At 60.6% G+C, this 22,570-nt stretch carries 18 protein-coding genes; 3 read left to right on the top strand and 15 right to left on the bottom strand.

Annotation, left to right across the window (positions count from 1 at the left end; all coding sequences use genetic code 11):
- Positions 1 to 13 precede the first annotated feature (13 nt).
- The 8 genes from CK224_RS06840 to CK224_RS06805 all read right to left on the bottom strand — a co-directional run bounded on the left by CK224_RS06840 (position 14) and on the right by CK224_RS06805 (position 11,031).
- Positions 14 to 493, bottom strand: a complete 480-nt coding sequence (locus tag CK224_RS06840) for a class I SAM-dependent methyltransferase (RefSeq protein ID WP_095781220.1) — start codon at positions 491 to 493, stop codon at positions 14 to 16.
- 188 nt (positions 494 to 681) lie between these two features.
- Positions 682 to 1,863 (bottom strand): ABC transporter permease, encoded by a 1,182-nt coding sequence (locus CK224_RS06835; protein WP_095781219.1) that lies wholly within the window; start codon positions 1,861 to 1,863, stop codon positions 682 to 684.
- Complete coding sequence (locus CK224_RS06830) at positions 1,860 to 2,858, bottom strand: ABC transporter permease (protein ID WP_066994096.1); 999 nt, start codon at positions 2,856 to 2,858, stop codon at positions 1,860 to 1,862. Before CK224_RS06830 ends, CK224_RS06835 begins: the two co-directional genes overlap by 4 nt.
- Before the next feature lie 2 nt (positions 2,859 to 2,860).
- On the bottom strand, positions 2,861 to 4,759 hold the full coding sequence (locus CK224_RS06825; protein WP_095781218.1) for an ABC transporter substrate-binding protein: 1,899 nt from the start codon (positions 4,757 to 4,759) through the stop codon (positions 2,861 to 2,863).
- Complete coding sequence (locus CK224_RS06820; protein ID WP_066994090.1) at positions 4,756 to 6,651, bottom strand: ABC transporter ATP-binding protein; 1,896 nt, start codon at positions 6,649 to 6,651, stop codon at positions 4,756 to 4,758. Before CK224_RS06820 ends, CK224_RS06825 begins: the two co-directional genes overlap by 4 nt.
- Before the next feature lie 141 nt (positions 6,652 to 6,792).
- On the bottom strand, positions 6,793 to 8,133 hold the full coding sequence (locus tag CK224_RS06815; protein ID WP_095781217.1) for an adenylate/guanylate cyclase domain-containing protein: 1,341 nt from the start codon (positions 8,131 to 8,133) through the stop codon (positions 6,793 to 6,795).
- 267 nt (positions 8,134 to 8,400) lie between these two features.
- Positions 8,401 to 9,744, bottom strand: coding sequence for a nucleotide sugar dehydrogenase (locus CK224_RS06810; RefSeq protein ID WP_066994083.1), 1,344 nt, complete (start codon positions 9,742 to 9,744; stop codon positions 8,401 to 8,403).
- A 108-nt stretch (positions 9,745 to 9,852) separates the two neighbouring features.
- Entirely contained in the window at positions 9,853 to 11,031 is a 1,179-nt protein-coding gene (locus CK224_RS06805; protein ID WP_066994080.1) for a DUF3095 domain-containing protein, read from the bottom strand.
- A 75-nt stretch (positions 11,032 to 11,106) separates the two neighbouring features.
- On the opposite strand from CK224_RS06805, the gene CK224_RS06800 reads away from it, so the two are divergent.
- Positions 11,107 to 12,195 (top strand): glycosyltransferase family 4 protein, encoded by a 1,089-nt coding sequence (locus tag CK224_RS06800; protein ID WP_095781216.1) that lies wholly within the window; start codon positions 11,107 to 11,109, stop codon positions 12,193 to 12,195.
- Positions 12,192 to 12,968 (top strand): polysaccharide deacetylase family protein, encoded by a 777-nt coding sequence (locus CK224_RS06795; RefSeq protein ID WP_095781215.1) that lies wholly within the window; start codon positions 12,192 to 12,194, stop codon positions 12,966 to 12,968. The genes CK224_RS06800 and CK224_RS06795 overlap by 4 nt, the downstream gene beginning before the upstream one ends.
- A gap of 51 nt (positions 12,969 to 13,019) precedes the next feature.
- Here CK224_RS06795 and CK224_RS06790 read toward each other — a convergent pair whose 3' ends face one another.
- The 4 genes from CK224_RS06790 to CK224_RS06775 form a co-directional block, all read right to left on the bottom strand.
- The gene (locus tag CK224_RS06790; protein WP_095781214.1) at positions 13,020 to 13,865 is read right to left on the bottom strand and encodes an MBL fold metallo-hydrolase; all 846 of its coding nucleotides are present in this window, start codon (positions 13,863 to 13,865) and stop codon (positions 13,020 to 13,022) included.
- A gap of 35 nt (positions 13,866 to 13,900) precedes the next feature.
- Positions 13,901 to 14,347 (bottom strand): cyclic nucleotide-binding domain-containing protein, encoded by a 447-nt coding sequence (locus CK224_RS06785; RefSeq protein WP_066994067.1) that lies wholly within the window; start codon positions 14,345 to 14,347, stop codon positions 13,901 to 13,903.
- 102 nt (positions 14,348 to 14,449) lie between these two features.
- Positions 14,450 to 17,164 carry an ABC transporter ATP-binding protein gene (locus CK224_RS06780; protein ID WP_095781213.1) on the bottom strand — a complete coding sequence of 905 codons (2,715 nt, stop codon included), beginning with the start codon at positions 17,162 to 17,164 and terminating at the stop codon, positions 14,450 to 14,452.
- Between the two features lie 15 nt (positions 17,165 to 17,179).
- Entirely contained in the window at positions 17,180 to 17,533 is a 354-nt protein-coding gene (locus CK224_RS06775; protein WP_095800379.1) for a hypothetical protein, read from the bottom strand.
- An 83-nt stretch (positions 17,534 to 17,616) separates the two neighbouring features.
- Between CK224_RS06775 and CK224_RS06770 the strand changes: the two genes are divergently transcribed.
- On the top strand, positions 17,617 to 18,288 hold the full coding sequence (locus CK224_RS06770) for an SAM-dependent methyltransferase (RefSeq protein ID WP_095781462.1): 672 nt from the start codon (positions 17,617 to 17,619) through the stop codon (positions 18,286 to 18,288).
- A 73-nt stretch (positions 18,289 to 18,361) separates the two neighbouring features.
- Here CK224_RS06770 and CK224_RS06765 read toward each other — a convergent pair whose 3' ends face one another.
- From CK224_RS06765 to CK224_RS06755, 3 genes are read right to left on the bottom strand one after another with little or no spacing between them, the layout of a single operon-like run.
- Positions 18,362 to 19,519 carry a glycosyltransferase family protein gene (locus CK224_RS06765; RefSeq protein WP_095781212.1) on the bottom strand — a complete coding sequence of 386 codons (1,158 nt, stop codon included), beginning with the start codon at positions 19,517 to 19,519 and terminating at the stop codon, positions 18,362 to 18,364.
- A complete protein-coding gene (locus tag CK224_RS06760; RefSeq protein WP_095781211.1) occupies positions 19,516 to 20,760 on the bottom strand; it encodes a glycosyltransferase in 1,245 nt (414 codons plus the stop codon). Before CK224_RS06760 ends, CK224_RS06765 begins: the two co-directional genes overlap by 4 nt.
- A gap of 1 nt (position 20,761) precedes the next feature.
- Positions 20,762 to 21,976, bottom strand: a complete 1,215-nt coding sequence (locus CK224_RS06755) for a glycosyltransferase family protein (protein ID WP_066994049.1) — start codon at positions 21,974 to 21,976, stop codon at positions 20,762 to 20,764.
- Between the last annotated feature and the right edge of the window lie 594 nt (positions 21,977 to 22,570).

Here is a 22,570-nt window from a genome sequence, read left to right as displayed (position 1 = left end):
GCCGTTGCGGACCTCAGACGCGCCTGCAGACAAAATAGCGATCGGCGGGTACCGAAGGCGGCAGTGGAAGGCGTTGCAACTGCGGGTGATCGAGCGGCGTGCCGCTGACCGCAATGCCTCCGACGCGAAGCAGGCGCGCGGTCAGTTCGGGGAGCCAGGTAGAGGTCACTGCATCGCGATCTTCATAGCCGGTGCCGATGTCGGCATGAACAAGAGCGGCGTCGATGCCGATGAACCTGCTCGCCGTCTCGCGGATTTCGCCGAGAACGAGGTTTTCGGCTTCGGGAATTGAGCTGGCGTGTGCGGCAAGTGCGCGGTCGAACGCAACGATCCGTCGGCCGGGCAGACGCTCGCGCAGATGGTGGAACGTCCGGCCATTGCCGAGGCCGAGCTCAAGGATGGGACCCTCGATCTTCGCCACCTCCGCGCAGACTTGATCGAGAATGTCGCGCTGTGCGGTCAGCCTGCGGATGAAACTTTCGAGGCGACTCATATGCGTTTGTGTGTCCTGAACCAGCTCAAGAGACCGGCAATGCCTGCGACCAGGATGAAGCCCGAGAGCAACGTGTTAGCCCGATCCGGCGTCGCCGCATATAGAGGCGAACGGTCAACACAGCAACAGAACAGGCCCCCGACGAACCGGGCGGAGTCTGCGCCTTGAAGCGCGGCGGACTGGCGATGTCATTTGTAGGGGTCCGCCGCGTCCCGCAAGCCGTCGCCCAGGAAATTGAACGCCAGAATGACGAGAATGACGGGGAGGATCGGCAAAAGTAGCCATGGATAAAACGCGATCACGCTGACGCTGCGCGCCTCGGTGAGCAGGATGCCCCAACTGGTTATCGGCGCCCGCAGGCCGAGCCCGAGGAAGCTCAGCGCCGTCTCGCCCAGGATCATGCCGGGTATGGAGATCGTCGCCGTCGCGATCAGATGCGACATGAAGCCCGGAATGAGGTGCCGCCGGATAATGCGGCCGCTGCTGGCGCCCATCAATTGCGCGGCCAGAACGTAATCCTCCTCGCGCAACGCTAAAAGCTTTGAACGCACGGCCCGCGCCAATCCGGTCCAGTCGAGCAGCCCGAGGATGACGGTGATGCCGAAATAGATCAGGATCGGACTCCAGGTTATCGGCATGATCGCTGCCAGAGCCAGCCATAGCGGAATGCTGGGGATCGATTGCAGAACTTCGATTATCCGTTGAACGATCAGATCGAAGATGCCGCCGTGATAGCCGGCCAGTCCGCCGATGACTATACCGAGCAGGAAGCTGAAACTGATGCCGACGAGGCCGATCGTCAGTGAAATGCGTGCACCATAGATGATGCGCGAGAGCACATCGCGCCCCAACCTGTCAGTGCCGGCCAGAAAGAGCTGGCCGTTTTCGGCAGGGCAGACAAAATGCCTGTGACCTTCGATCAGGCCCCAGAACCGGTAGCTGTCGCCCTCGCAGAAGAAACGGATCCGCTGAACATCATCCTGTTTGTCGATGTAGTTCCGCTTCAGCGTGTCCATATCCAGCGTCATTTGGCGGCCGTAGACGAACGGCCCGACGAACTGGCCGTTGTGGAACAGGTGCACCCGCTGCGGCGGCGCATAGATGTAGTCCATGTTGCGCGTGTGCAGATTGTAGGGCGCCAGGAACTCGCAGATCAGTATCGCGAAATAGAGCACCGCCAGGAATATGCCGGATACAAGAGCAAGCCGGTGGCGTCGAAATTTCCACCACATCAGCCGCAACTGCGACGCCTGAAAGACCTTCGACTGCTCCGGCGTCATTGCCTCGACCGACTGCAGGTCAAAGGGCGCGATGGAAACATAGTGTTGCAGCGGAGCACCCGGAGCGGGAAGTGGCGATTGCGTGTTCATTTGGTACTGCCGCCCTGCAAACGAATTCGTGGATCGAGCAGTGCCAGCGCCAGATCGGAAATCAGCACGCCGATGACCGTCAGGAAGGCGAGGAACATCAGGAACGACCCTGCCAGATACATGTCCTGGCTTTGCAGCGCCTTGATCAGCATCGGCCCGGTCGTTTCCAAAGACAGGACGATCGCCGTGATTTCGGCACCGGAAATGATGGCCGGCAGGATAGAGCCGATGTCCGAAATGAAGAAATTGAGCGCCATGCGCAGCGGGTATTTGACCAGGGTCCTGAAGGGATGAAGGCCCTTGGCGCGCGCCGTCACGACATATTGCTTGTGAAGCTCATCGAGCAGATTGGCGCGCAGCCGCCGGATCATGCTTGCCGTGCCCCCGGTGCCGATGATCAAGACCGGGATCCAGAGATGGGCGAGGATCGACTTCGCCTTGGCCCAGCTCATCGGCTCGCCGAGATATTGCTGGTCCATGAGATGGCCGACGGACGTGCCGAACCAGATATTGGCGAAATACATCAGGATCAGCGCCAGCATGAAGTTCGGGATGGCAAGGCCGAGAAGGCCGAAGAAAGTCAGGCCGTAGTCGCCCCAGCTGTATTGATGCGTGGCCGAGTACATGCCGATCGGAAAGGCGATGAGCCAGGTGAAGAGGATCGTGACGAAGGAAACCAGCACGGTCAGCCACATTCGGTCCCCGATCACGTCGCGAACCGGCAGCTCATATTCGAAGGAATAGCCGAAATCGCCGTGCAGCATCCCGCCGACCCAGTAGAAGTAGCGAATGACCGGCGGCTTGTCGAAACCATAGTCCTTCCGCATCATCTCGATGCGGTCGGAATCCACCGCCTCGCCCTGAGCCCGAAGCTCGGCAACATAGCTGTCGAAATAGTCGCCTGGGGGAAGTTCGATGATCGTGAACACAAGCGCCGATATGATCAGCAGCGTTGGAACCATTACGGCAAGGCGCCAGACAATATATCGAAGCACGCTCAGGACTCTCCAAGCCAGAATGTATCGGGCATGTAGACACCGAAATAGGCGGTCGGGTCGTAGCCGTAGAGCGCCTTGTCAGGCAGATTGCGCAGCCGCGAGGAGGCCAGAACCGGCTGATATGTTCCGTTCACCGTGCCGATCGAAAACACCTGATCGGTGTAGATCGACAGCATTGAATTCCAGATTTCAGCGCGCTCCGTGGCTTCGGTCGATGCGTTCCAGCGCTTGAGTAAGGTCATCAACTCGACCACCGGCGGAAGATCGGGCGCCTCGCCGAGCCTGCCACGAGACAAGTAGTGAGCACCCCAGAGCGGCCATTGCAGTTGGTCGTCAATGGTGGGGGCCAGCTGGTACGGGTTCATATCGGCGGTCGGCACGCCATTGTCGATGCCCGACCACATCGACATCATGATCTGGCCGCCAAGCGCGCGACTGCGAAAGATGTCGCGCTGCGAAGTCCGGATGAACAGGGCGATACCGATCTGGCGCCAGTGATCGCTGATGAGCTCGAGCGCATCCGTTTCCAGCGTGCTTTCGCCGGCCGTTTCCACGACGATCTGCGCCGGGCGTCCATCGGGAAGTATCCGCAGGCCGTCATCGTCACGCGTCTGAAGCCCGACCTCGTCGAGTAGGGCATTGGCCTGATCAGGATCGTAGGTAACCCAGGCTTTCGCGAATTCGGGCCGGTAGAGCGGGCTCTCCGGCAGGATCGTATCGGCACTTTCCTGCGCCAATCCATAGAACACGGCCATATTGATCTCGCGCCTGTGCACAGCGAGCGACAGTGCTCGACGCACGCGCACGTCGCGAAAAAGGCCACGCCAGACCTGGTCGGCACAATTCAGATTGGGCAGCAGCGCCAGTCGCGAACCCTGTGTGCGTTTCCAGAGATACATCTTGACCGGGTAGCGCTTCTCCGCGTCCTTCAGGAAGGAGTAATCGCTGAAATCAATTCCCATGCATTGCAGGTCGCTCTCGCCCGCGCCGGTCTTGGCGGAAATAATCGCCGACGAGCTCACATTCATGACAATCCGGTCAACATAGGGCAGTTGCCGGCCATTCTCGTCTATGCGGTGAAAGAACGGATTGCGCTCGAAGACGAACTGCTCAGCCGGCGGCTTGGTCCGGTTCCGCCAGGGATCGAGCGTCGGCAGTTCCGGGTTCTCCGGGCGATACTGCCGCGACATGCGGATATGCAGGAGCGTCCATTTCTTGGCCCTGTTCTCCTCCATCAGGCCGGCGAGCCGGAATGGATCCTGGTATTTCTTGTGGAACTGCTTGAGATAGGCGGCCGGCAGAACAAGCGATAGCGGCGAAGCAGCAGCGAGCTTGGGCAGGAAGTCGGGATTCGGCGCATCCCAACTATAACGGACCGTCAACGGATCGACGATCTCGAAGCGTGGCGGTTTGCCGTCGGCCAGCAGGGCCGGGGCGAGCCCGCCTTGCGAAAGTTCGTCGTTCAGCCAGACATCTTCCCAGCAATAGCGAAAATCCTCCGGCGTCAGCAGGCTACCGTCAGACCATTTATGTCCTTCCCGTATCTTGAAGGTGAAGACGCGATCGTCTGCCACCTCGAAACTTTCAAGAATGTCGGCTTGCAAGTTGAGCTTTTCGTCATAGCCGACCAGGCGAGCATATCCGTAGATCGTCATCATCCGGATATCTTTCTGACTGCCGATGATCGTGCGCAGCGTGCCGCCATACTGGCCGGGCTGCCGCCCGATCGCAGCGAGATTCAACACGCGCGGGCTCTTGGGCAAGCGCTCGGAGAGTGCCGGCAGGGCCAGGGCCTTCAGAAGCGGCTGAAGAAATTCCGGCTCCAGATCGCCTGCGCGCAACGTGCCCGGCACAAACGCCGAAGCCATGAGTCCAAGGACGGTGCGCCGGCTGATCAATGGCGTAGCTCGCTGGCATCGGCCGAACGTCGGGCCAGCACGAGGTGGCCGCCACCAAGATCGAGCGGCGACAGTACATCCTCGTCGCCCTCGTCGCGGAATTGCGGTCCCCATGCGCTGGTGTCGGAAGCGCCGCTGAGCTTCAGCGTCTTGAAATCCATCGGCCTGTCGAGGTCGGGGAAAGGTACTGCGGCGACGAGTGAGCGCGTGTAGGGGTGGATCGGTTTCCTCAGCAGAGTTTCGCGTGGCGCAAGCTCGACGATACGCCCGCCGCACATCACTGCGATTCGGTCTGCCATGTAGTCCACCACCGCCAGATTGTGCGATATGAACAGGTAGGTCAGGCCCAGTTCCTTCTGCAGGTCCTTCAGCAGGTTCAAGATCTGCGCCTGGACAGAGACGTCGAGCGCCGAAACCGGCTCGTCGCAGATCAGCAGTTCAGGGCCCAGCGCCAACGCGCGCGCGATGCCGATACGCTGACGCTGCCCGCCGGAGAAACTGTGGGGATAGCGCTTGATGAAGCGCGGATCGAGCCCGATCGCCTGCATCAGGCTCTTGACAGTGGCGAGTCGGGACGCGGCATCGCCACGTTGATGGATCTCCAGCGGCTCGCTCAGGATGTTCTCCACCGTCATGCGAGGTGACAGCGATGAAACCGGATCCTGGAAGACCATCTGGATTTTGGCGCGCAGCATGCGCAGGGCGTCTCCCTCGCCTTGCAAGACGTCGATCGCTCCATCGCGGCCGTTGAACGTCACTGAGCCGCCGCTAGGGGTGATAGCCCGCATAAGGATCTTGCTGACCGTGGTTTTGCCGGAGCCGCTTTCGCCGACCAGCCCCAGGCACTCGCCGCGCCTGATATCGAAGCTCACGCCGCCCACGGCGCGAACCGTGGTTTGATGATCCCCGCCAAACAATCCGGACTTGCGGATTGTGAAGGTCTTTTTCAGATCCCTGACCGACAACAGGATATCGTCTGGCCCCTTCGACGGCGGCGCCGTCTGCTTGCCGAGCAGGCTCTCGACATTCACCGGCACCTCGCGCAGCGCCTTTAGCCTTTCGCCAGGCTTCAGGTCGAAATGCGGAACGGCTGCCATCAGGCCCTTCAGGTAGGGGTGACCTGGTCGGCGGAATATCGCCTCGACAGGTCCCGCTTCCATGATCTCGCCATGGTACATGACCACGACCTCGTCGGCGACGTTGGCGACCACGCCGAGGTCGTGGGTGATCAGCAACATCGCCATGTTCAGCTTGGTCTGAAGGCCGCGCAGCAAATGGAGGATTTGCGCCTGGATGGTGACGTCCAACGCCGTCGTCGGCTCGTCGGCGATCAACAGGGCGGGCCGGCAGATAAGCGCCATGGCGATCATGGCGCGCTGACGCAATCCTCCTGAAAGCTCAAAGGGATACATATCATAGGCGCGTTTGGGACTCGGAAAGCCGACAAGACCGAGCATTTCCTCGGTCCGCGCCTTGCGCTCCGCCCGAGCCATGGGGGTATGAATCTGCAAGGATTCGCTGACCTGGTTGCCGATCGTGTGCAGCGGCGACAGCGATGTCATCGGCTCCTGAAAGATCTTGCCGATGCGGCTGCCTCTCAATGCCCGGATTTCGGGTCCATCACGTGGCATCTTCAGGATATCTTGCGTGGTGCCGGGCCTTTCGGGATCGGAGAACAGGATACGGCCGCGAACATGGGCTGATCCCGGCAGAATGCCCATCACTGCCTGGCTGAGAACCGATTTTCCGGAGCCGGACTCGCCCACAAGCGCGGTAACCTTGCCGGGCAGGACGCGAAGATTTGCGCGCCTGACGGCATGCAACGGTCCCCCGATGATGGCAAAAGAGATGCCAACATCCTCGATCCGCAGCAGATCAACACCCGAATTCATTCCACACCAGCCCCAATCTGGCAGGTTCGGAAGCGAGACTAACCTATTGCCAGCTTAGAGCAACTTGGATTCGGAAAGGTCGCCAGTGGCGGAACTGGCGACCGGACTGTCTACCGGAAACTTCGGATCAGGTCGTGGCGGTTACTGGAGCTTGCTCGGGTCGCCCGCCGACAGCCGCGCGGCATCGCGGTGAAGCAGCATGACCTGCTCGGCGTCCGATCTTCGGTCATAAACCGGCTCCAGCGCACCGTCTTCATCGACTGCGAGAGCACCCGACAGATCGGGTGAGAGCACCGTCAGCTTCTGCTTGATGCCAGCCAGTTCCTCGCTGCCGAGCGTCAGCCAGTTGCTGGCGCCGCAATAGCTGGCGAAGTCCTTGCTGGCGAGAATGCTGTGCGGATATTTCTTGGTCAGTACCTGGAGACGCTGGACCTCGTTTACAGCCGAGCCGAAGACAGAGAATGTGAGCCGGTCGGTAAGCCCGACATTGCCGAACATCACATTGCCGACATGTAGACCGATACCAAATTTTATGTCGATTAGCCCCTTTTCCTTTCTGCGCAGATTGAGATCCGTCACGCGCGCTGTGGCGCTGCGCGCTGCCGCAAGAGCAGCCTGGCAGGCGATCTCGGACTGCGAGCGATGCCTTTCGCAAGGGTAAACGGCGATGAAGCCATCCCCGATGAAACTCATGATCTGCCCACCTTTGCGATTGAAAGGTGCTGCAACGGCGTCGAAAAACTGGTTCAGCGTATCGATATAGATTTCACGGCCGGAGGTTTCGGCAAGCCTTGACGACCCGCGCATGTCGCCCATGACCAGCGCGGCCCGGATTGTATCGCCCTCGCCGCGCTTGATCTGACCGTCAAGCACGCGCCTGCCGGCGTCGCCGCCGAGATAAGTGGTCATCATGTTGTCGGCGAGCTTGGTGAGCACCGCCATCTTGGTTGCCATAGCGAGATGGTTCTGGATGCGCAGCAGCGCCGAAATCATGCTGTCGCTGAACCCTGCGGCACTGTCGGTGGACCAGGACCCCATCATGCCCTGACTGGCGTTGCCGTTGAAGGAATGCACGAAAGCCAAATAGTCGGTGACGCCTATAAGCCTGAGATCATCGAAAACAGGAAACTCCGATGGCAGCGACGGGTCGAGCCGGCGTCGCAGGTGGTCGAGCTTGTTGCTGAGCAGATGATAGTATGGGCTGGTCAGGAACCTGTCGGACGGCGCGCCGGGCTCATTGCGGAAGCTTTCGATTTCTAAGCCTCGGCCGCGAACCCAGGTGAAGCCAAGCGCATCATAAAGCGGATGAAGCATCGAAAAGCTCAAATGCACCCGCTTCAACGGCAGGCCGGCAGCAGCCAGCCGTTCGCAAAAGCCTTTTACCAATGTTTCCAGGTCGTTGCCGGCAAGTACCGATTGGTTCAGCCAATCGGCTACCTTATCCATGAGGATGGTGGAAATTTCTGCTTGCGTTGTGCTCATGCTATCTCGAAACTCCTCGAAGACGAGGCATTGTCCTTTGATCCGCCCACAACACAGTCCGCCAACGACCCCAAGAAGAGATCCCCGAAGTCAATGAAGCCAGCTTTGGCAGGAAAAGCCGGCGAAGAACTTCGCAACTGGCTGTCCGTGCGGGCGAGCGACAGGCTAACTGTATCTATTTACTCGCGGCATTATGTGTCGACGCTGCCGGCCGAGTGCAACCACGATCCTGACATCGAGCAAAGAATTCGCCGGCTCAGACCGCCGTCAGGCCTTTACCACCGTCTCTCGGGCTAGCCCGAGGCGGCCGAAAACATTGCGCGTGTCGACGATCAGAAGGGCGTGATCGGCGATCGCCTGATAGTCGATCGCGTCGTGGTCGGTTGCAACGACGACAGCATCGAAATCCTTCAAGGTCCCCTCGCTCAATTCGACAGACCGACGCCCCTTGATCGGCATATGCTCCCGTGTCGCCGGAATTTCTCTGACGTGCGGATCGTGGAATTCGGCCTTGCCGCCCCATTCCTCGATGAGTTCAATGAGCCGCAATGAAGGGCTCTCGCGGATGTCCGGCACATTCTTCTTATAGGCGAGCCCAATGATGAGAATGCGCGAGCGGCTGAGAGCCTTGCCGCAACGCCGGTCCAGCGCCCTGGCCAGTTGATCGACCACATGACGCGGCATAGCCGTGTTGATCTCTGCCGCCAGCTCGATGAAGCGGGTCGGCAGTTCGTATTCGCGCGCCTTCCACGTCAGGTAGAAAGGATCGATGGGGACGCAGTGCCCGCCAAGTCCGGGCCCAGGATAGAAAGGCATGTAGCCGAAGGGCTTGCTCTTTGCCGCCTCGATCACCTCCCAGATGTCGATGCCCATCGCACCGAGCACGACCTTCAACTCGTTGACCAGGGCTATGTTGACCGAGCGAAAGATGTTTTCCGTCAGCTTGACCGCCTCGGCGGTCGCGGTGGTGGAAACCGGAACGACGGTCTTGACCACACCTTGGTAGAAGGCCTTCACGAGCGCCGCCGCTTCAATGCCGTCGCCTGCCACGACCTTGGGGATCGTCGCGACTTCAAAGCTGCGGTTGCCGGGATCCTCGCGTTCGGGCGAGAAGCCAAGGAAGAAGTCTATTGTCGACTGCAAGCCGGTTTGTTCCAGGATGGGCTTGATCACGTCGTCGGTGGTGCCGGGATAGGTGGTCGATTCCAGCACGACCAGCTGGCCGAGACGCAGATGCTTCGCGATGGTGCCTGCCGTGTTCCTGACAAAGGAGAGGTCTGGCTCGCGGTTTTTCGTCAGCGGCGTCGGAACGCAGATGATGATGACATCGCAGACGGCCAGTTCGGCAAAATCCGCAGTGGCGCGAAACCGTCCGCTCGACACCTCGACGGCAAGGGCAGTGGACGTCACCGCCTCGATGTAGGATTGCCCGCTGTTCAGATTCTCGACCTTCTGGGCTTCGATGTCGAAGCCGAAAACCGGGGAGCCGGCGCGTGCTACCGCGACCGCCAGCGGCAATCCGACATAACCCAGTCCGATCACCCCGACTTGCGCGGTGCGCGTCGAAATCCGGTTCAGCAGACTGTCATATGTCGATCGTGAGGCGTCCAAAAATCTGTTTTCCTCAATATGGACAGACTGCCCGCTTCCACGGCGAGGCTCATGTGGGCCCAACAACCCCGAGGCATATTGCGGAAAATGGATCTCCGCAAGCCGTCGTCAGGCCGACACCTTCGCCTTCAGGCTTGCGGCAGCCATCGCATAACCGCCGGCGGCGCCGTCGATGAAATGAACGTGATCGCGCTGCAGCGGCGAGGCGACGAGGCAAGTCATCAAGGCCGATTGCTGGCGGTGCAGGCCATAGGTGCAAATGCCCGCCTCTTCCGCCTGCTGCAGCCGGTGCTCGATCCGCTGCAACAAATCCGCATCTACATCGATGGTCATCTTCAAGCCGTCATCGAACTTCCGGAAATCCGAATTGCTGGCCACGTCGCGTTTGTAGATCTTCGGATCGAACCTCCCGATCGTCCAGCCATATCGATCGGTCACAGCCGCAAGCGACAACAAGAACACTATCCACAGCTTCGACAACCACCGCCTTCCCGCCGGCGCGACGGCCCGGGCCTCGAGATCGAGGCCGGCGGGCGAAAAACCGTAGGCCGGCCCGTTCACCGGCACCGGATGGCCATCGCGTTCCTGTCGACCGACAAGGGCGATGATGTCGGAAGCCAGAACCTGAAAGCCGCGCACATCGCGCGAGGCCCCCGGAACGGCTATGATCGAGACGATTTCGCCATGCCGGGCTTCGATCGGGCTCCAGCGGCAGGAGAGACCGGTCAAATCCGGCCGCGCGTTGGCCGGCGCAGGATCGATCAGGTAGCGCCCCGCTTTCATCTCGGCTTCCGCCCAACTGCCGCCGCCGCCGGCAAACATGGCATAGAACACCGCTTCGGAGGCCCGGAACCTCGCTACCCGAACGTCGAGGCCTTGCGCTCTTATATCCTCTATCGGCACGATTGCGGCGCGCAGGGTCAGGGCCAACTCGTCCGCCACCCATCGCTGGACCGCCGCCAGGGCGTTGCGCGTTATCTCCAGGGCCGAGCTCGGAAACGCCACGAGCGCGCCGTCGCCGCCGAAGACAAAGGGAAGATCTTGCCGACCCAGCGCATTGAGCAGCGCCGAAATGACGCTGGCGCCGGCCATATTCACGGTTTTATAGCGCCCGGCCCCGATCGCCTTGGTCGAGCCGACGATGTCGGCGGTGGCCAGCGCCCAGCCATCGGGGAGCGGCCGATAGTTGTCGATGTCGGCAACGCTTTCGAACTTCGCGAACACCGGCAAGGAAGCGACGAACGGGTCGGACGCTGCGGCTGTTTCCATGAGCATGCAATAGCACATTCCACTGCTTGAAGGTGAAACTCGATCATGCTTCGAAATTGACTTGCGCAGGCTTTCCAATGATAGGCTCCGGCGATGCGAATTGCCTTCTACGCGCCGCTGAAGTCGCCCAATCATGCCGTTGCCTCTGGCGACCGTCAGATGGCACGGATGTTGATCAAGGCGCTTGAGCATGGAGGGCATCGCGTCGATCTGGCATCCGAATTGCGCTTCTATCTACGCGAACCGGAGTCGAAAAGTTTCGATGCGCTCAAGGTCGAAGCCCGACAGGAAGTCGCGCGGCTGACAGAGCTTTGGCAGCGTGACGGCAAGCCCGACCTCTGGTTCTCCTATCATCTCTATTACAAGGCGCCCGACCTGATCGGGCCCGAGCTGGCGTCGGCCTTTGCCATCCCCTATGTGACCGCGGAAGCCTCCTATTCGAAGCGGCGCAACGTCGGTTTTTGGGCCGATATGCAAGCCTTGGTGGCGCGAGCCGTCGAACAGGCGGCGCTGAACATCTGCTTCACGCAAAGGGATCGTCGGGGACTGACAGACGCTCTTCCAGACGCCGTTTTCGGCATGCTTTCGCCCTTCATCGACACATCGGTATTCCGGGAACTGCCGGCGCGTGGTTGTCCGACGCGTCTCGTTACCGTCGCCATGATGCGACCGGGCGACAAGGTCGATAGCTATCGCATGCTCGCGCACGCCCTCGCTCCGATCGGCCACCTGCCCTGGACCATGTCGGTCGTCGGGGACGGGCCTGCCCGTGACGAGGTCAAAGCGCAATTCGCCGGCCTTCCCGCCGACCGGATCGAATGGCTTGGCGCGATCGAGCCAGCCGCCGTGCCGGATGTCCTCTACAGTGGAGGGATTTACGTCTGGCCGGGTTGCGGCGAAGCTTATGGCGTTGCCTATCTTGAAGCACAAGCTGCCGGCCTTCCGGTGGTGGCGCAGGACATCGCCGGCGTGCCGGAGGTCGTGCGGGATGGCCAAACCGGATTTCTCACCCCGCCGGGCGATGTGGCGGCGTTCACGTCTGCCATCGAAAGGCTTCTGGTCCGTGGCGAGGAAAGAACCGTCATGGCCGGCAACGCCAGACGTTTCATCCTCGAAGAACGCTCCCTCGCTACTGCAGCGGCGCGTCTTTCCGAACTTCTTGCGAAGATCGCGGTTGCATGACAGTCGATCAGATCTGGCAGCCCTTCGTGGAAGAACTGGCGTGCTGGCGACGGGCGGACCGCAAGGCGGAGTTCTGGTTGCGCGACGACGACGCTGTGGATCCGACGGCTGCGCTTGATCGGCTGCTGGAACTCACCCGTGCATTCGAGGTTCCGCTCACTCTGGCCGTCATTCCGGCGCTGACCGACGAGAGGCTTGTCGTCCGGCTTGACGAGGCGCCGCATGCCTCGGTCGCCATCCATGGCTGGGCGCACCGAAACTATGCGCCGCAGGACCAGAAAAAGCAGGAACTCGGCGCCCATCGGCCACGCCAGGCGGTGCTCGATGAGATGGCTCGCGGGCTGTCGCGCCTAACCGGGCTGCACGGCGCGCGTGCCGTTCCGATGCTGGTGCCACCCTGGAACAGAATCGACGCCGGCTTGGTATCGCAGCTTGGATCGGTAGGATTTGCGGCATTGTCGGTCTTTGGGCCGCCGAAGCCGGCCCCAGTGCCGGTCATCAACAGCAATGTCGACATCGTCGATTGGCATGGCACGCGCGGCTGTCGCGATCATGGGTCCTTGGTTCAGGCCATCATTGCGCAATTGCGGCATGCATTCGACGGTGGCGAACCGGTCGGCCTGCTCACGCACCATCTCGTACACGATGAATCGGCCTGGCTTTTTCTCGAACGGCTGTTCACAGTCGCCGCACAGACTAAAGCCTGCGCATGGCTTCCGATCAGGACATTGATCGGGCGTAGCGGCGGTAGAGCAATTCCAGGAAAAGTGTGAGCGGATTTCCGTCCGGAATTGCGTCAAAACAATAAGATAGAGCAAAATAGCTCAGCGCTTTTTGTGCAATGAGACTGGAAATTTAAGCGTCTGGCCGTCCCGCGCGGCAAAAGCGCCGGCAAACCTGGCTTTGGCCAGTTTCTCGATCTCATCCAATTGCTCATCGGTGCGTGTCGGATCGTGGTGGAACAGCCCAAGCCCTCGGGCACCGGCTGCCTCACACAGTTTGACGCCCTGCTGCCATGTCGAGTGCCCGTTGCCACGGCGGTCTTCCATTTCGTCCTCGGTGTAGGTGCAATCGTAGATGACGAGGTCGGCGTCTTCGATCAGGTCGAGCACCGCCTGATCGAGCGTACCCGGGTCGTGCTCAGTGTCTGTGATCACCGCCACGATGCGGCCGCCCCATTCGACGCGGTAGCCTATGCAGCCTCCCGGATGGTTGAGACTGCCGGTTCGGACCACCACTCCTTCGCGCGGCCTTAGAACGTCTCCGGATACGAAATCGCGGCAGTCGATGCTTGCCTTGCAGATGTCGAGCTTGGCCGGAAACCACGGCGGCCGCATGAATTCATCGACCATCTGACGGGTCGTCATGCGTCCTGCAAGATGGCCGGACCAAAGCCTGACCTTGACGCTCCGGTCATAGATCGGTTTGAAGGCCGGCAGCCCGATGATGTGATCGTAATGGCAATGGGTGAAAAACAGCTCGAAATCGGTCACGCCCGAGGCCCGAAACGCTCTGCCGGCAAGCCCTAGACCAGAGCCGGCGTCGAACAGAAGCATATGCTTGCCGCATCGCATCTCAATGCAGCTCGTGTTGCCGCCATAGCGAGAGAATTCTGGTCCCGATACCGAAATGCTGCCCCGCACGCCCCAAAACCTGACCAGGAAATCCATGCTGCTCCTTCGCCCGTCGTGGCCAACAACTGCTGCTAGGCGTTTCGTGCGTCGATCAGGTCCGCGGTCGTATGGCTTAGACGATCGGCAAGAACCCGCAATATCTCGATGGTCATCTCCGGGAACTCCTTCATAAGCCTCAGGAAATGATCCTTGCTGATTTTCAAGGCTTCCAGCGGACTTGCCGCTCTGACGGTGGCAGTGCGGGAGCTGTTGCACAATATGGCGATCTCGCCAACGATCGAATTTGGCGCCAGTTCGGCAACTTTTATCGGCCCGCTGTCGGAATCGACCAGAACATCCGCCCTGCCTGAAAGGATGACATAGGCGGCGTCTCCCTCGTCGCCCTGCCGGAAAAGGATCTGGCCGGCGCTGTAGCTCACGCGATCGGATGTGAACGCAAGCAGCTTGAGCTTTGTCGGTTCGATGCCGGAGAACAAGGGAACGCGTTGCAGCATTCCAACTTCATCCTTGAGCAGCATTGTCGCAAACCTTCTCAAAATTCGCGTTTGCCAGGCGCCGTATCCCGTGGCCTTGCAGCCAATTCCCACCGACAGAACGATCCCATCTCAATGCCCGTTGGTCTAAGACAGCAGTTCCTTGAAGATACCCTTCCCTGCCAAAAGTGTCTCGAGCGTTCCGTCTTCCACCAATTTACCCGAGTCGAAGACGATAACGCGATCGAACATCATCCCCATTGCCGGATTCGTCACGACCCACACAATTGCCGGCGAATGGCCGTCGCACCTGGCTTCGTCGAGCACGTTTCGCAGCACCTTGTCCTGCGCACGCTGGTCGAGCGCCGACAGCGGCCGGTTGAGAATGAGAAAATCGGGACGCTTGAGCAGGGCCCGGGCAACATCGAGCTTCTGTCGCTGTCCAGCGGTCAGCCGCCTGCCGCCGGCGCCGACGTTGAAGTCCAGGCCAACATCCAGAAGTTCGGCATAAAGCCCCAATTCGTCGAGAATGTCATAGACGATGGAGCGGATGCGATCCGGCGCGTCGGGATGGTTGTTGCCCACACGCCCGAACAGGACATTATCCATGACGCTGGCCGCGGCAATGTATTTGGCAGGATCATAACGTTCGATCGCATTTTGCAGCTCGGACGGCAGGGTTTCATAGAACCGGTTGCGTGCAGCGACGATCTTGCTCATCAGATCCTCGCTCAGCAGGCCGAAGCGGTGCCGGGGCTCGATATAGGCAAAGCTCAGTGTAACGATCATGGCGCGATCGTTCTCCGAAACTGCCTCGTAGGGACGGTTCTTGAGCCGTTGTAGCAAGGTTTCGTAGGCGGGTATCTCTTCGGCGCCCATGAAGGCGAGCTGCTGGAAGAACTGGTGATCGGGCGGCAGGTCGGCAAACAGCTCGATCGCCTGTTCGGCGATCTCCATGCCCATTTCGAAAAGCGTGCGGTCGAGCCCGGCTTGTCTCAGCACAGAAGCAAAATAGGGATTGGCCGCTAGCGCCTTGTCGGCCAGTTCGGGGCCGGCGGCGGCGCCGAAGAGCAGGTTTTGGCCGATCGATGCTTCCTTGTTGTAGGCGCCTGGTTCGAAAGGAACCACCAGTCCGCTCAGCCCTTCCTGTTCCAGCCGGGTTCGCAGCGCCGCACGCAGTTCGACGATGCGCCTGGCGAGTTCCGTGTGACGCGTCAGGTCAGCCGAGGAGCGCAAGCCGAGATCCAGAATGTCGCGCGACAGAAGAACCGCGTCGAGCACCCGGCGCACCGCCTCAAAGAGGTCGTGCGGGCCGGTGGCCCCGGCGGAAGCATAGTCGATCCAGTCGCTCCGGATATCGAGGTCCGAATTGCCCGACCGCCGCGCCTCGTGAATGTTCCAGCGCTGCTGGTCTGCCGCAGCACCCTCATAAGGCACCGATGTCAGCGGCGCATGCTTCAACCCGTAGAGCAGGTTATCGCGGAGGCTTGCATGGAACAGGAAAACATCCGACGAGGCGTAGGACATGCGCCGGCCGGTCACCGCTTCGGGAAGTTCAAGCAGGTCGTCGGCGCCCGAAGCGATCTTTCCGCTGTCCGGCCAGTTCAGCCGCGCAAAGGCTTCCGCAAGCGCCTCCGCTCCACCTGTTGCGGTGCTGACCAGCGCCACCGTCTCACCCGGCTTGACCTGGAGCGAGATCCGGTCGAGGAGCATTCCACCGCCATCGTCCGCTATGGACAGATTGATTGCCGACAGAGGGTTGGTCATCGGACCGGGAGCGTCGATCGTCAACGCTCCAATTCTCGGCGCAATGAGACCCTCGACGGTGAATTGCTCAACGACCTGCTGGTATTTGACCTGGACATCCTGGCGAGCCTGATCCCAGTCGATCAGTTCCTTCATCGGTCCGGGCAGGTCCTTGTAGGCGCTGATCACGGCCACCAGCTGGCCGACGTCCAGCCGCCCCCGGATGACCAGGTAGCCGCCGATCATGTAGAACAGAAAGGGCGTGAGCTGCGCCAGAAAATTGTTGAGGAACTTCACCATGAATTTCCATTGGTAAAGATCGAAGCGGATCTTGAAGATGAGGCCGAGCCGAGCAGCTATGTCGGCGCGCTCGTAGTTTGATGTGTCGTGGACGTGAACCGCGCCGATGCCGTCGACGATTTCGCCGACCCGGCCCGAGAGCGCGCGCGCCGTCAACTGCCGTTCGCGCCCGAGCACGATCAGCCGCCGCCGCATGCGCGGGATGAGCACGATCTGGATCACCACGATCACGACCGCAATCGTTCCGAGCCAGAAGTTTTGCACCATGATGAACAGCATGGCCGTCAGCGCCTGACCGCCGAGCAGCACCGGCTGCAGGAAGGCATCGCCGATGAAGCCCCCCAGCGGCTCCACCTCGTCCTTCACCATGGTCGCCACTTCGGCGGATTTCACGCGTTTGAAGTAAATCGGCGGAAACCGCAGCACGCGATCGATCAGATCGAAACGGATACGCCGCAGCATGCGCTCGCCAAGTCGGCCTTTGTATGTGTTGATGTAGAGTTTGAACAGGCCGTTGATGATGACTAGCAAAAGGAAAACAATGCTCAGCGCAAACAGCGTCTCCGTGCGGTCGAGCTGAAAGCCGGAGAAGAACTGCACCTCACCAATGAACGGCAGGTCATAGTGCAGCCTCATGAACGGCTGGGTCGCGCCGGGTTCTCCGAAACCCTTACCTTGGATAGGGCCGTTGACGATCAGCTTCGGCAGATCGAAGGATATGAAATAGGGGATCATCGAAAGCACGACGATCATCAATATCCAGACCTGCTGCTTCTTGGTGTGCGTCCAGATATAGCGGGCTAGACTGGGTTCCATCCGACCGTGGACCGTTCAATTGCAAGGCTGCAGGACATAGAAGCACCTGCTGGCTAATGGCGCATCGGCGATTTCTTCATCGCCAACGACATGCTTCGAGCCACAGTGCACCGTGATTGTCCTGCGCTCAACGATGAAAGGACGCTGCGAGGCGGCGCGATCCAGTTCAGGCGCATGGTCGATGACCGCAACACGGGCATTGTTGATCAGCGAAGAAAGCAGCTGGCCAAACGATTGACGGCTGCCGTGGCGTTTTGGCGAACGGCCGCCACAGCTGCGCTGCTGATGCTGGCGCATGAACGCCGATGGTCCGGACTGATGCGACAGCCCCTCTCCGGCACGGGGCAATGGCGAAGCGGCGTGCAGCATGATCAATGTCCGCGAACCAACCAGCCTTGCCGGGGCAAGATTGCGTTGTGTCGCCCGAAATCCCAACCTACAAGACGAGTATGATGGATGTCACGCAACCACGCAATGCGGGCATGGACGGGCACGAACAGGCCTTGGACCTCACGCGGGGAATTGCCGCCTATGTCAACCACCCTCTCGTGGCAGGGCTGGCGCGCGTCATCGCCAAGCATCCGCAGGCCGATATCGCCAACGCCTTCAACCACAAGCAGGTCGCCTGCAAGATGTGGGCGCTCGACAGGCTGTTCGACAGCTGCGGCGGCCGGTTCGGGCGCATATGTGTTCTGGGTGGATGGTACGGCGTGCTGCCGGCAATGCTTTTCAACGATGCTCGCTTCGACATCGGGGCCATTGATAGCGTCGACCTCGATCCCGAAGTCGCGCCGGTCGCCCGGACCCTCAACCGGGATGCCGTCGACCGGTTCCGCGCGCTGACGGCAGATATGTACGCCGTTGACTATGCGACCGCGCAGCCCGACCTGGTGGTCAATACGAGCTGCGAACACATAGTCGATCTGCGCGCCTGGCTTGCCCTGCTTCCGCGGGGCACGAATGTATTGCTGCAATCCAACGATTATTTCAGCGAGCCGACCCACATCAACTGCGTGGCTTCACTGGCAGCCTTCGAAGCAATGGCGGCGCTACGGGAGGTGCGGTTCGCGGGCGAACTGCCGACCAAAAATTATGCGCGCTTCATGCTGATTGGAACTGTTTAACGCATTTCGCTCAAAGCGTGGCGGCTCTCGAATAACGACGTCGCGCGAATCTCACCGGGGCGACGCGCGTTAGCTAGAGTTCCGTTTTCAGGGACCATGTTCGATGTCGCTCGCGCAGGATTTGCGCCGAGCGACGCGCGCCTTCCAGATCGAGACGATGCGCCGACGGCCTCGGTCCAGCAAGCGCCTGTTCGATCGCTCGCGCCAAACCGTCAGGCGTTAGGTCCTTTTCCGTCAGCACCGTTGCAAGACCCATTTCTTCGAGCATCAGGGCGCGAACCGTCTGTTCGGTTTCCGCACCCGCCGCAAATGGAACGAGTAGGGAGCGACAACCCGCGCGCAGGACGTCGCAGACCGTGTTGTAACCCGCCTGCGAGACCGAGAGGCGGGCGCCGGTCAGCAGGCTGGCGAAATCCTCGCGGAACCGGAAGATCGACAGGCCCGGGGTGGCATCGCGTGCGATCGCGTCGACCTCGCCTTTCGGCAGGTTTGGACCGGTGATCAGACACCATTTCCAAGCGCTGTTGGCATTCCGCGCCGCTGCGACAGTGGCACTGACGAGGCTCTTTCCGGCAGCCCCGCCGCCAACCGACACCAGAACGTCGAAGCGCTCGGAGACCGCGGGCGGTGGCGGCGCGGCAACGAGCCCAGTGTAGGCAACCTTGGCCCTGATCGCCCCAGCCAATGGAAAGGTCTTGTCGATGGTTGCGAAAGCCGGATCGCCGTGGACCATGACAAGGTCGAAATGCCTGTTGATGAGATCGACCGTTTCCTCGTTTCGGCCCGGCTTGACGCGCTCCTGAAGGATATCACGGACGGACGTCGCCAGCAGCGGTCTGGGTGATGTCGCCTCGATGGACTCGATCAGCGGCAGGAGTTCGAAACGCATCTGCCGGCGTCCAAATGGAAACGCCTCGACGATGACGATATCGGGCCCGCAATCCCGATAGGCCTGCAACAGCATCTCCGAACGCCATTTCTTGAAAGCATCGTCGATGGGTTTGCCCTGCAGGTCGACAAGTCCGGAAAATCCTTCATCGCCGGAGGTGACGGGAGGCAGAGATACAGATTTGACGCCCGATCCTGGAAACCCCGCGATCGGCGCGCCGCCCGTCACCACGGTTACGTCAAACCCGTCATCGACCAGAGCCGCCGCAATGCGGCTGGCGCGCGCAAGATGGCCGATACCGAGGAGGTGCTGGACATAGAAGAAGGCGCGCAGTCGCTTCATTCGGCGGCCCGCCACTCCCGCTCGAACAGTTCCTTGAGCTGCCCAATGCTTGTCATATGATCGAAATTGGCGCGCACGCGCCACTCTGCAGCGTCACCGAGGCGGGCGCGCAGCAGGGGATCACGGATAAGGCGCTCCAGCGCCTGTGCCAGGGCAATTGGATTTTCTGTCGGGACCAGCAGCCCGGTTTCATCCGAAGATAAAAGCTCCGGCACGCCGGAAATATCGGTCGACACGCAGGCAAGCCGCTGGCTGGCCGCCTCAACCAGAACATTCGGCAGACCGTCCCGGTCGCCATTTGCGGTGATCCTGCAGGCCAGGGCGAAGATGTCGGCGCGGCGGTAGTGCTCAAGCACCTCCTCCTGAGCAAGCGCGCCTTTCCAAGAGACGCGACCATCCAGGCCGAGCTTTTGCGCCAACGCCTTGAGCCGTTCCAGTTCGTCGCCACCGCCGATATGCTCGAAACGCCACGCCAAATCACCAGGCAGGAGGGCAAGCGCCTCCAGCAACGTATCGTAACCTTTCTTTTCAACGGCGCGCCCGACACTCAGAACGACAACCGGTTCGTCCGGTGCCGAGCCGTCATGCGGTTTCCGCGCCCCGCGGAAGCTGCCGAAGCGATCAAGGTCGAGCCCATGATAGCTCAGATGTAATGACGAGTTGCCGTTAGCGAGTTTTTTTAGACGGTCGAAGCCGGTTTTCGTGCAGGTGACCGTCCAGCGCGCCGAGGAAAGCTTGCCGGCCAGATCCCAGTCAGCCGAAGTCCAGATGTCCTTGGCATGGGCCGAGCAGCTCCAGGGCAGACCGCGAAGCTGGCTGGCATAGCGTGTCACCGATGCCGGTGTGTGCGCGAAATGCGCATGCAGCCAGCCCGCATCTTCCGGCCATTCGGCCGCCAGCACGAGCGCTTGCCCGAAGCGGCGCACGCGATTGCGCGTAAAGTCGCGGGGGATGTCGGCAGCCAGCGATCCGAGCGCGCGCCAGAAGCCTGGCCGCAGCAGACAAGCAAACAGCGAGCGAGCCACGCGCAGCGGTTCTTCATGCAGGTATTCCGGCAGATAATGGACGGGCGCTCTGATCTCGTTATGCACGGGATGGCGTTTTGCGTCGGTCGGCCGCCTCAGCGCGACGAGTATCAGGTCGAACCCCGCTCGCTCCAACCCGAGCAGCTCCTGCGCGATGAAGGTTTCCGACAGCCGCGGATAACCCTTCAGAACCACGACGATCTTGCGATGTTGCAACTCAGTTGATGCCTTCAATGACCGAAAGGTGATGGCCGGCACGCCGGTCGAGCAGTTCCGCGACGATTGCGGAAATATGAGGCAGCCCTTCCAGCCTCAGATGCGGATTGCTCTGCGATGGGCGGGGCCGATCCGGCAGCACCTTCAGTGTATCGGCAAACCGCTGGGAATCCTCAGCTTCTTCCGGGGAAAGCATCTTGATGAGACCGAGTTCGGCTGCTCGCCTTGCGCGGATCAGTTGCTCCTCGCGCGGCTTGACGCGCGGCACAATCAGCGCCGGCTTGTCGAAAGACAGTATCTCGCAATAGGTGTTGTAACCGCCCATCGCCACTACCGCCTTGGCGCCGGCAATCAGCTCTTCCATGCGGTTGTCGAATTCGATGATCTTGATATACGGGATTTTGGACCCCTTCTTAAGAAACTTGTTGCGCTTGCGCGCCGGCATGTAGGGCCCAAGCACGATCAACGCCCTATGCTGCAATTGCGGATCCTGCTGATAGGCATCGATAACGTTGTGGATCAGATCGGCGCCGTCGCCGCCGCCACCGGTCGTAACGAGGATATAGTCGCCCTCGGGGCGGTGGCCGGGCAACTCGTTCTTCTGCAGGCTCCGTTGCAGGAAACCGACGAACTTCATCTTTGCCCTGATAGCCGGCGGCACATCCAGGCCGGTCAACGGATCGTAAAAATCCGGCGGACCGTAGGCCCAGACCTTGTCGTAGAACAGGCCTATCTTGCGCATCACATCCCTGCGTTCCCACTCTGCTTCCAGCAGATGCGGCGCATCCATCACCTCGCGCAGGCCAAGCACCAGCGTAGTGCCTCGCGTCTTGAGGTAGGACAGCGTGTCCTCGATCTCACCGCGCAGCCCGAGCGGTTCCTTGTCGACGATGAAGATATCCGGCCGAAACGTCTCGGCTGTGTGGCGAATGATCGACTGGCGCATTCTTAGCGTCTCATGCAGATCGATATCCTTTTCCAGCGAGGTGTATTCGCCGTTGCGCAACTTGATGACGCTCGGGATCTTCACGAAGTCGACGCGGGCGCGGTAGTCGAAGGCGCCGGCGATAGGCGCGCCCGAAATGATAAGCACTTGAAGTCCGTGGAAATCCTCGACCAGGGAATGCGCGATCGTGCGGCAGCGCTGCAAGTGGCCGAGCCCGAACGTGTCGTGGCTGTACATGAGAATTCGAGCATCTTGTACGTGCTGGGTCATTGTCGAACCTCTTTAGAATTCTCGCCTGAGGACCGCGGGTCCCCCGCAGGATTCGAACCCATTTCTCGCGGGTCTATCGACCTGTTTTGAACATGAGGGAGCAATTTTTTCAAATTATATTACCCAAGAGGGTTCATATGCTGAGCAGCGTCTGCTCAGCTGCTATGCACATTGGATGCGATGCCCAGCCTATTTGCCTTGTCGGCCTCGTGCGCTGCAGATAGATCACGGCGGATACATGCACTTGTATCGAGACGGGTCGCGGGCTGGCCGATTGCTTGCTTTCAGAAAAGCGGCCAGGGCGATGGCGCTCCTCCCTCGTGGCCGACGCGGCTAAACTGCCCAAGAATGGGCTGAAGGTCTTCAAAGACAGCGCGCCGACACAAACCATGATCGATGCCCCAGATGCGGGCGCTCTCACGCCGCCCACGCAGAACATCGCCTTGTCCCTCAGCCAGACGATTCAGTAACAGCATTGTATTGCCGTTGTCCCACCTCCGACCCGATGAGCGAGGGGGCAACCCCGCGCGGCCCACCCAAGCGCAGGACCTAACGTCGACGATTGTGCCTTCGAGCGTCGCCCAAGCGAAAGAG

Origin of the sequence: Mesorhizobium sp. WSM3862 (genome assembly GCF_002294985.1) — a bacterium.
GTDB lineage: Bacteria > Pseudomonadota > Alphaproteobacteria > Rhizobiales > Rhizobiaceae > Mesorhizobium.
This window is presented reverse-complemented; position numbering and strand designations above follow the sequence as displayed.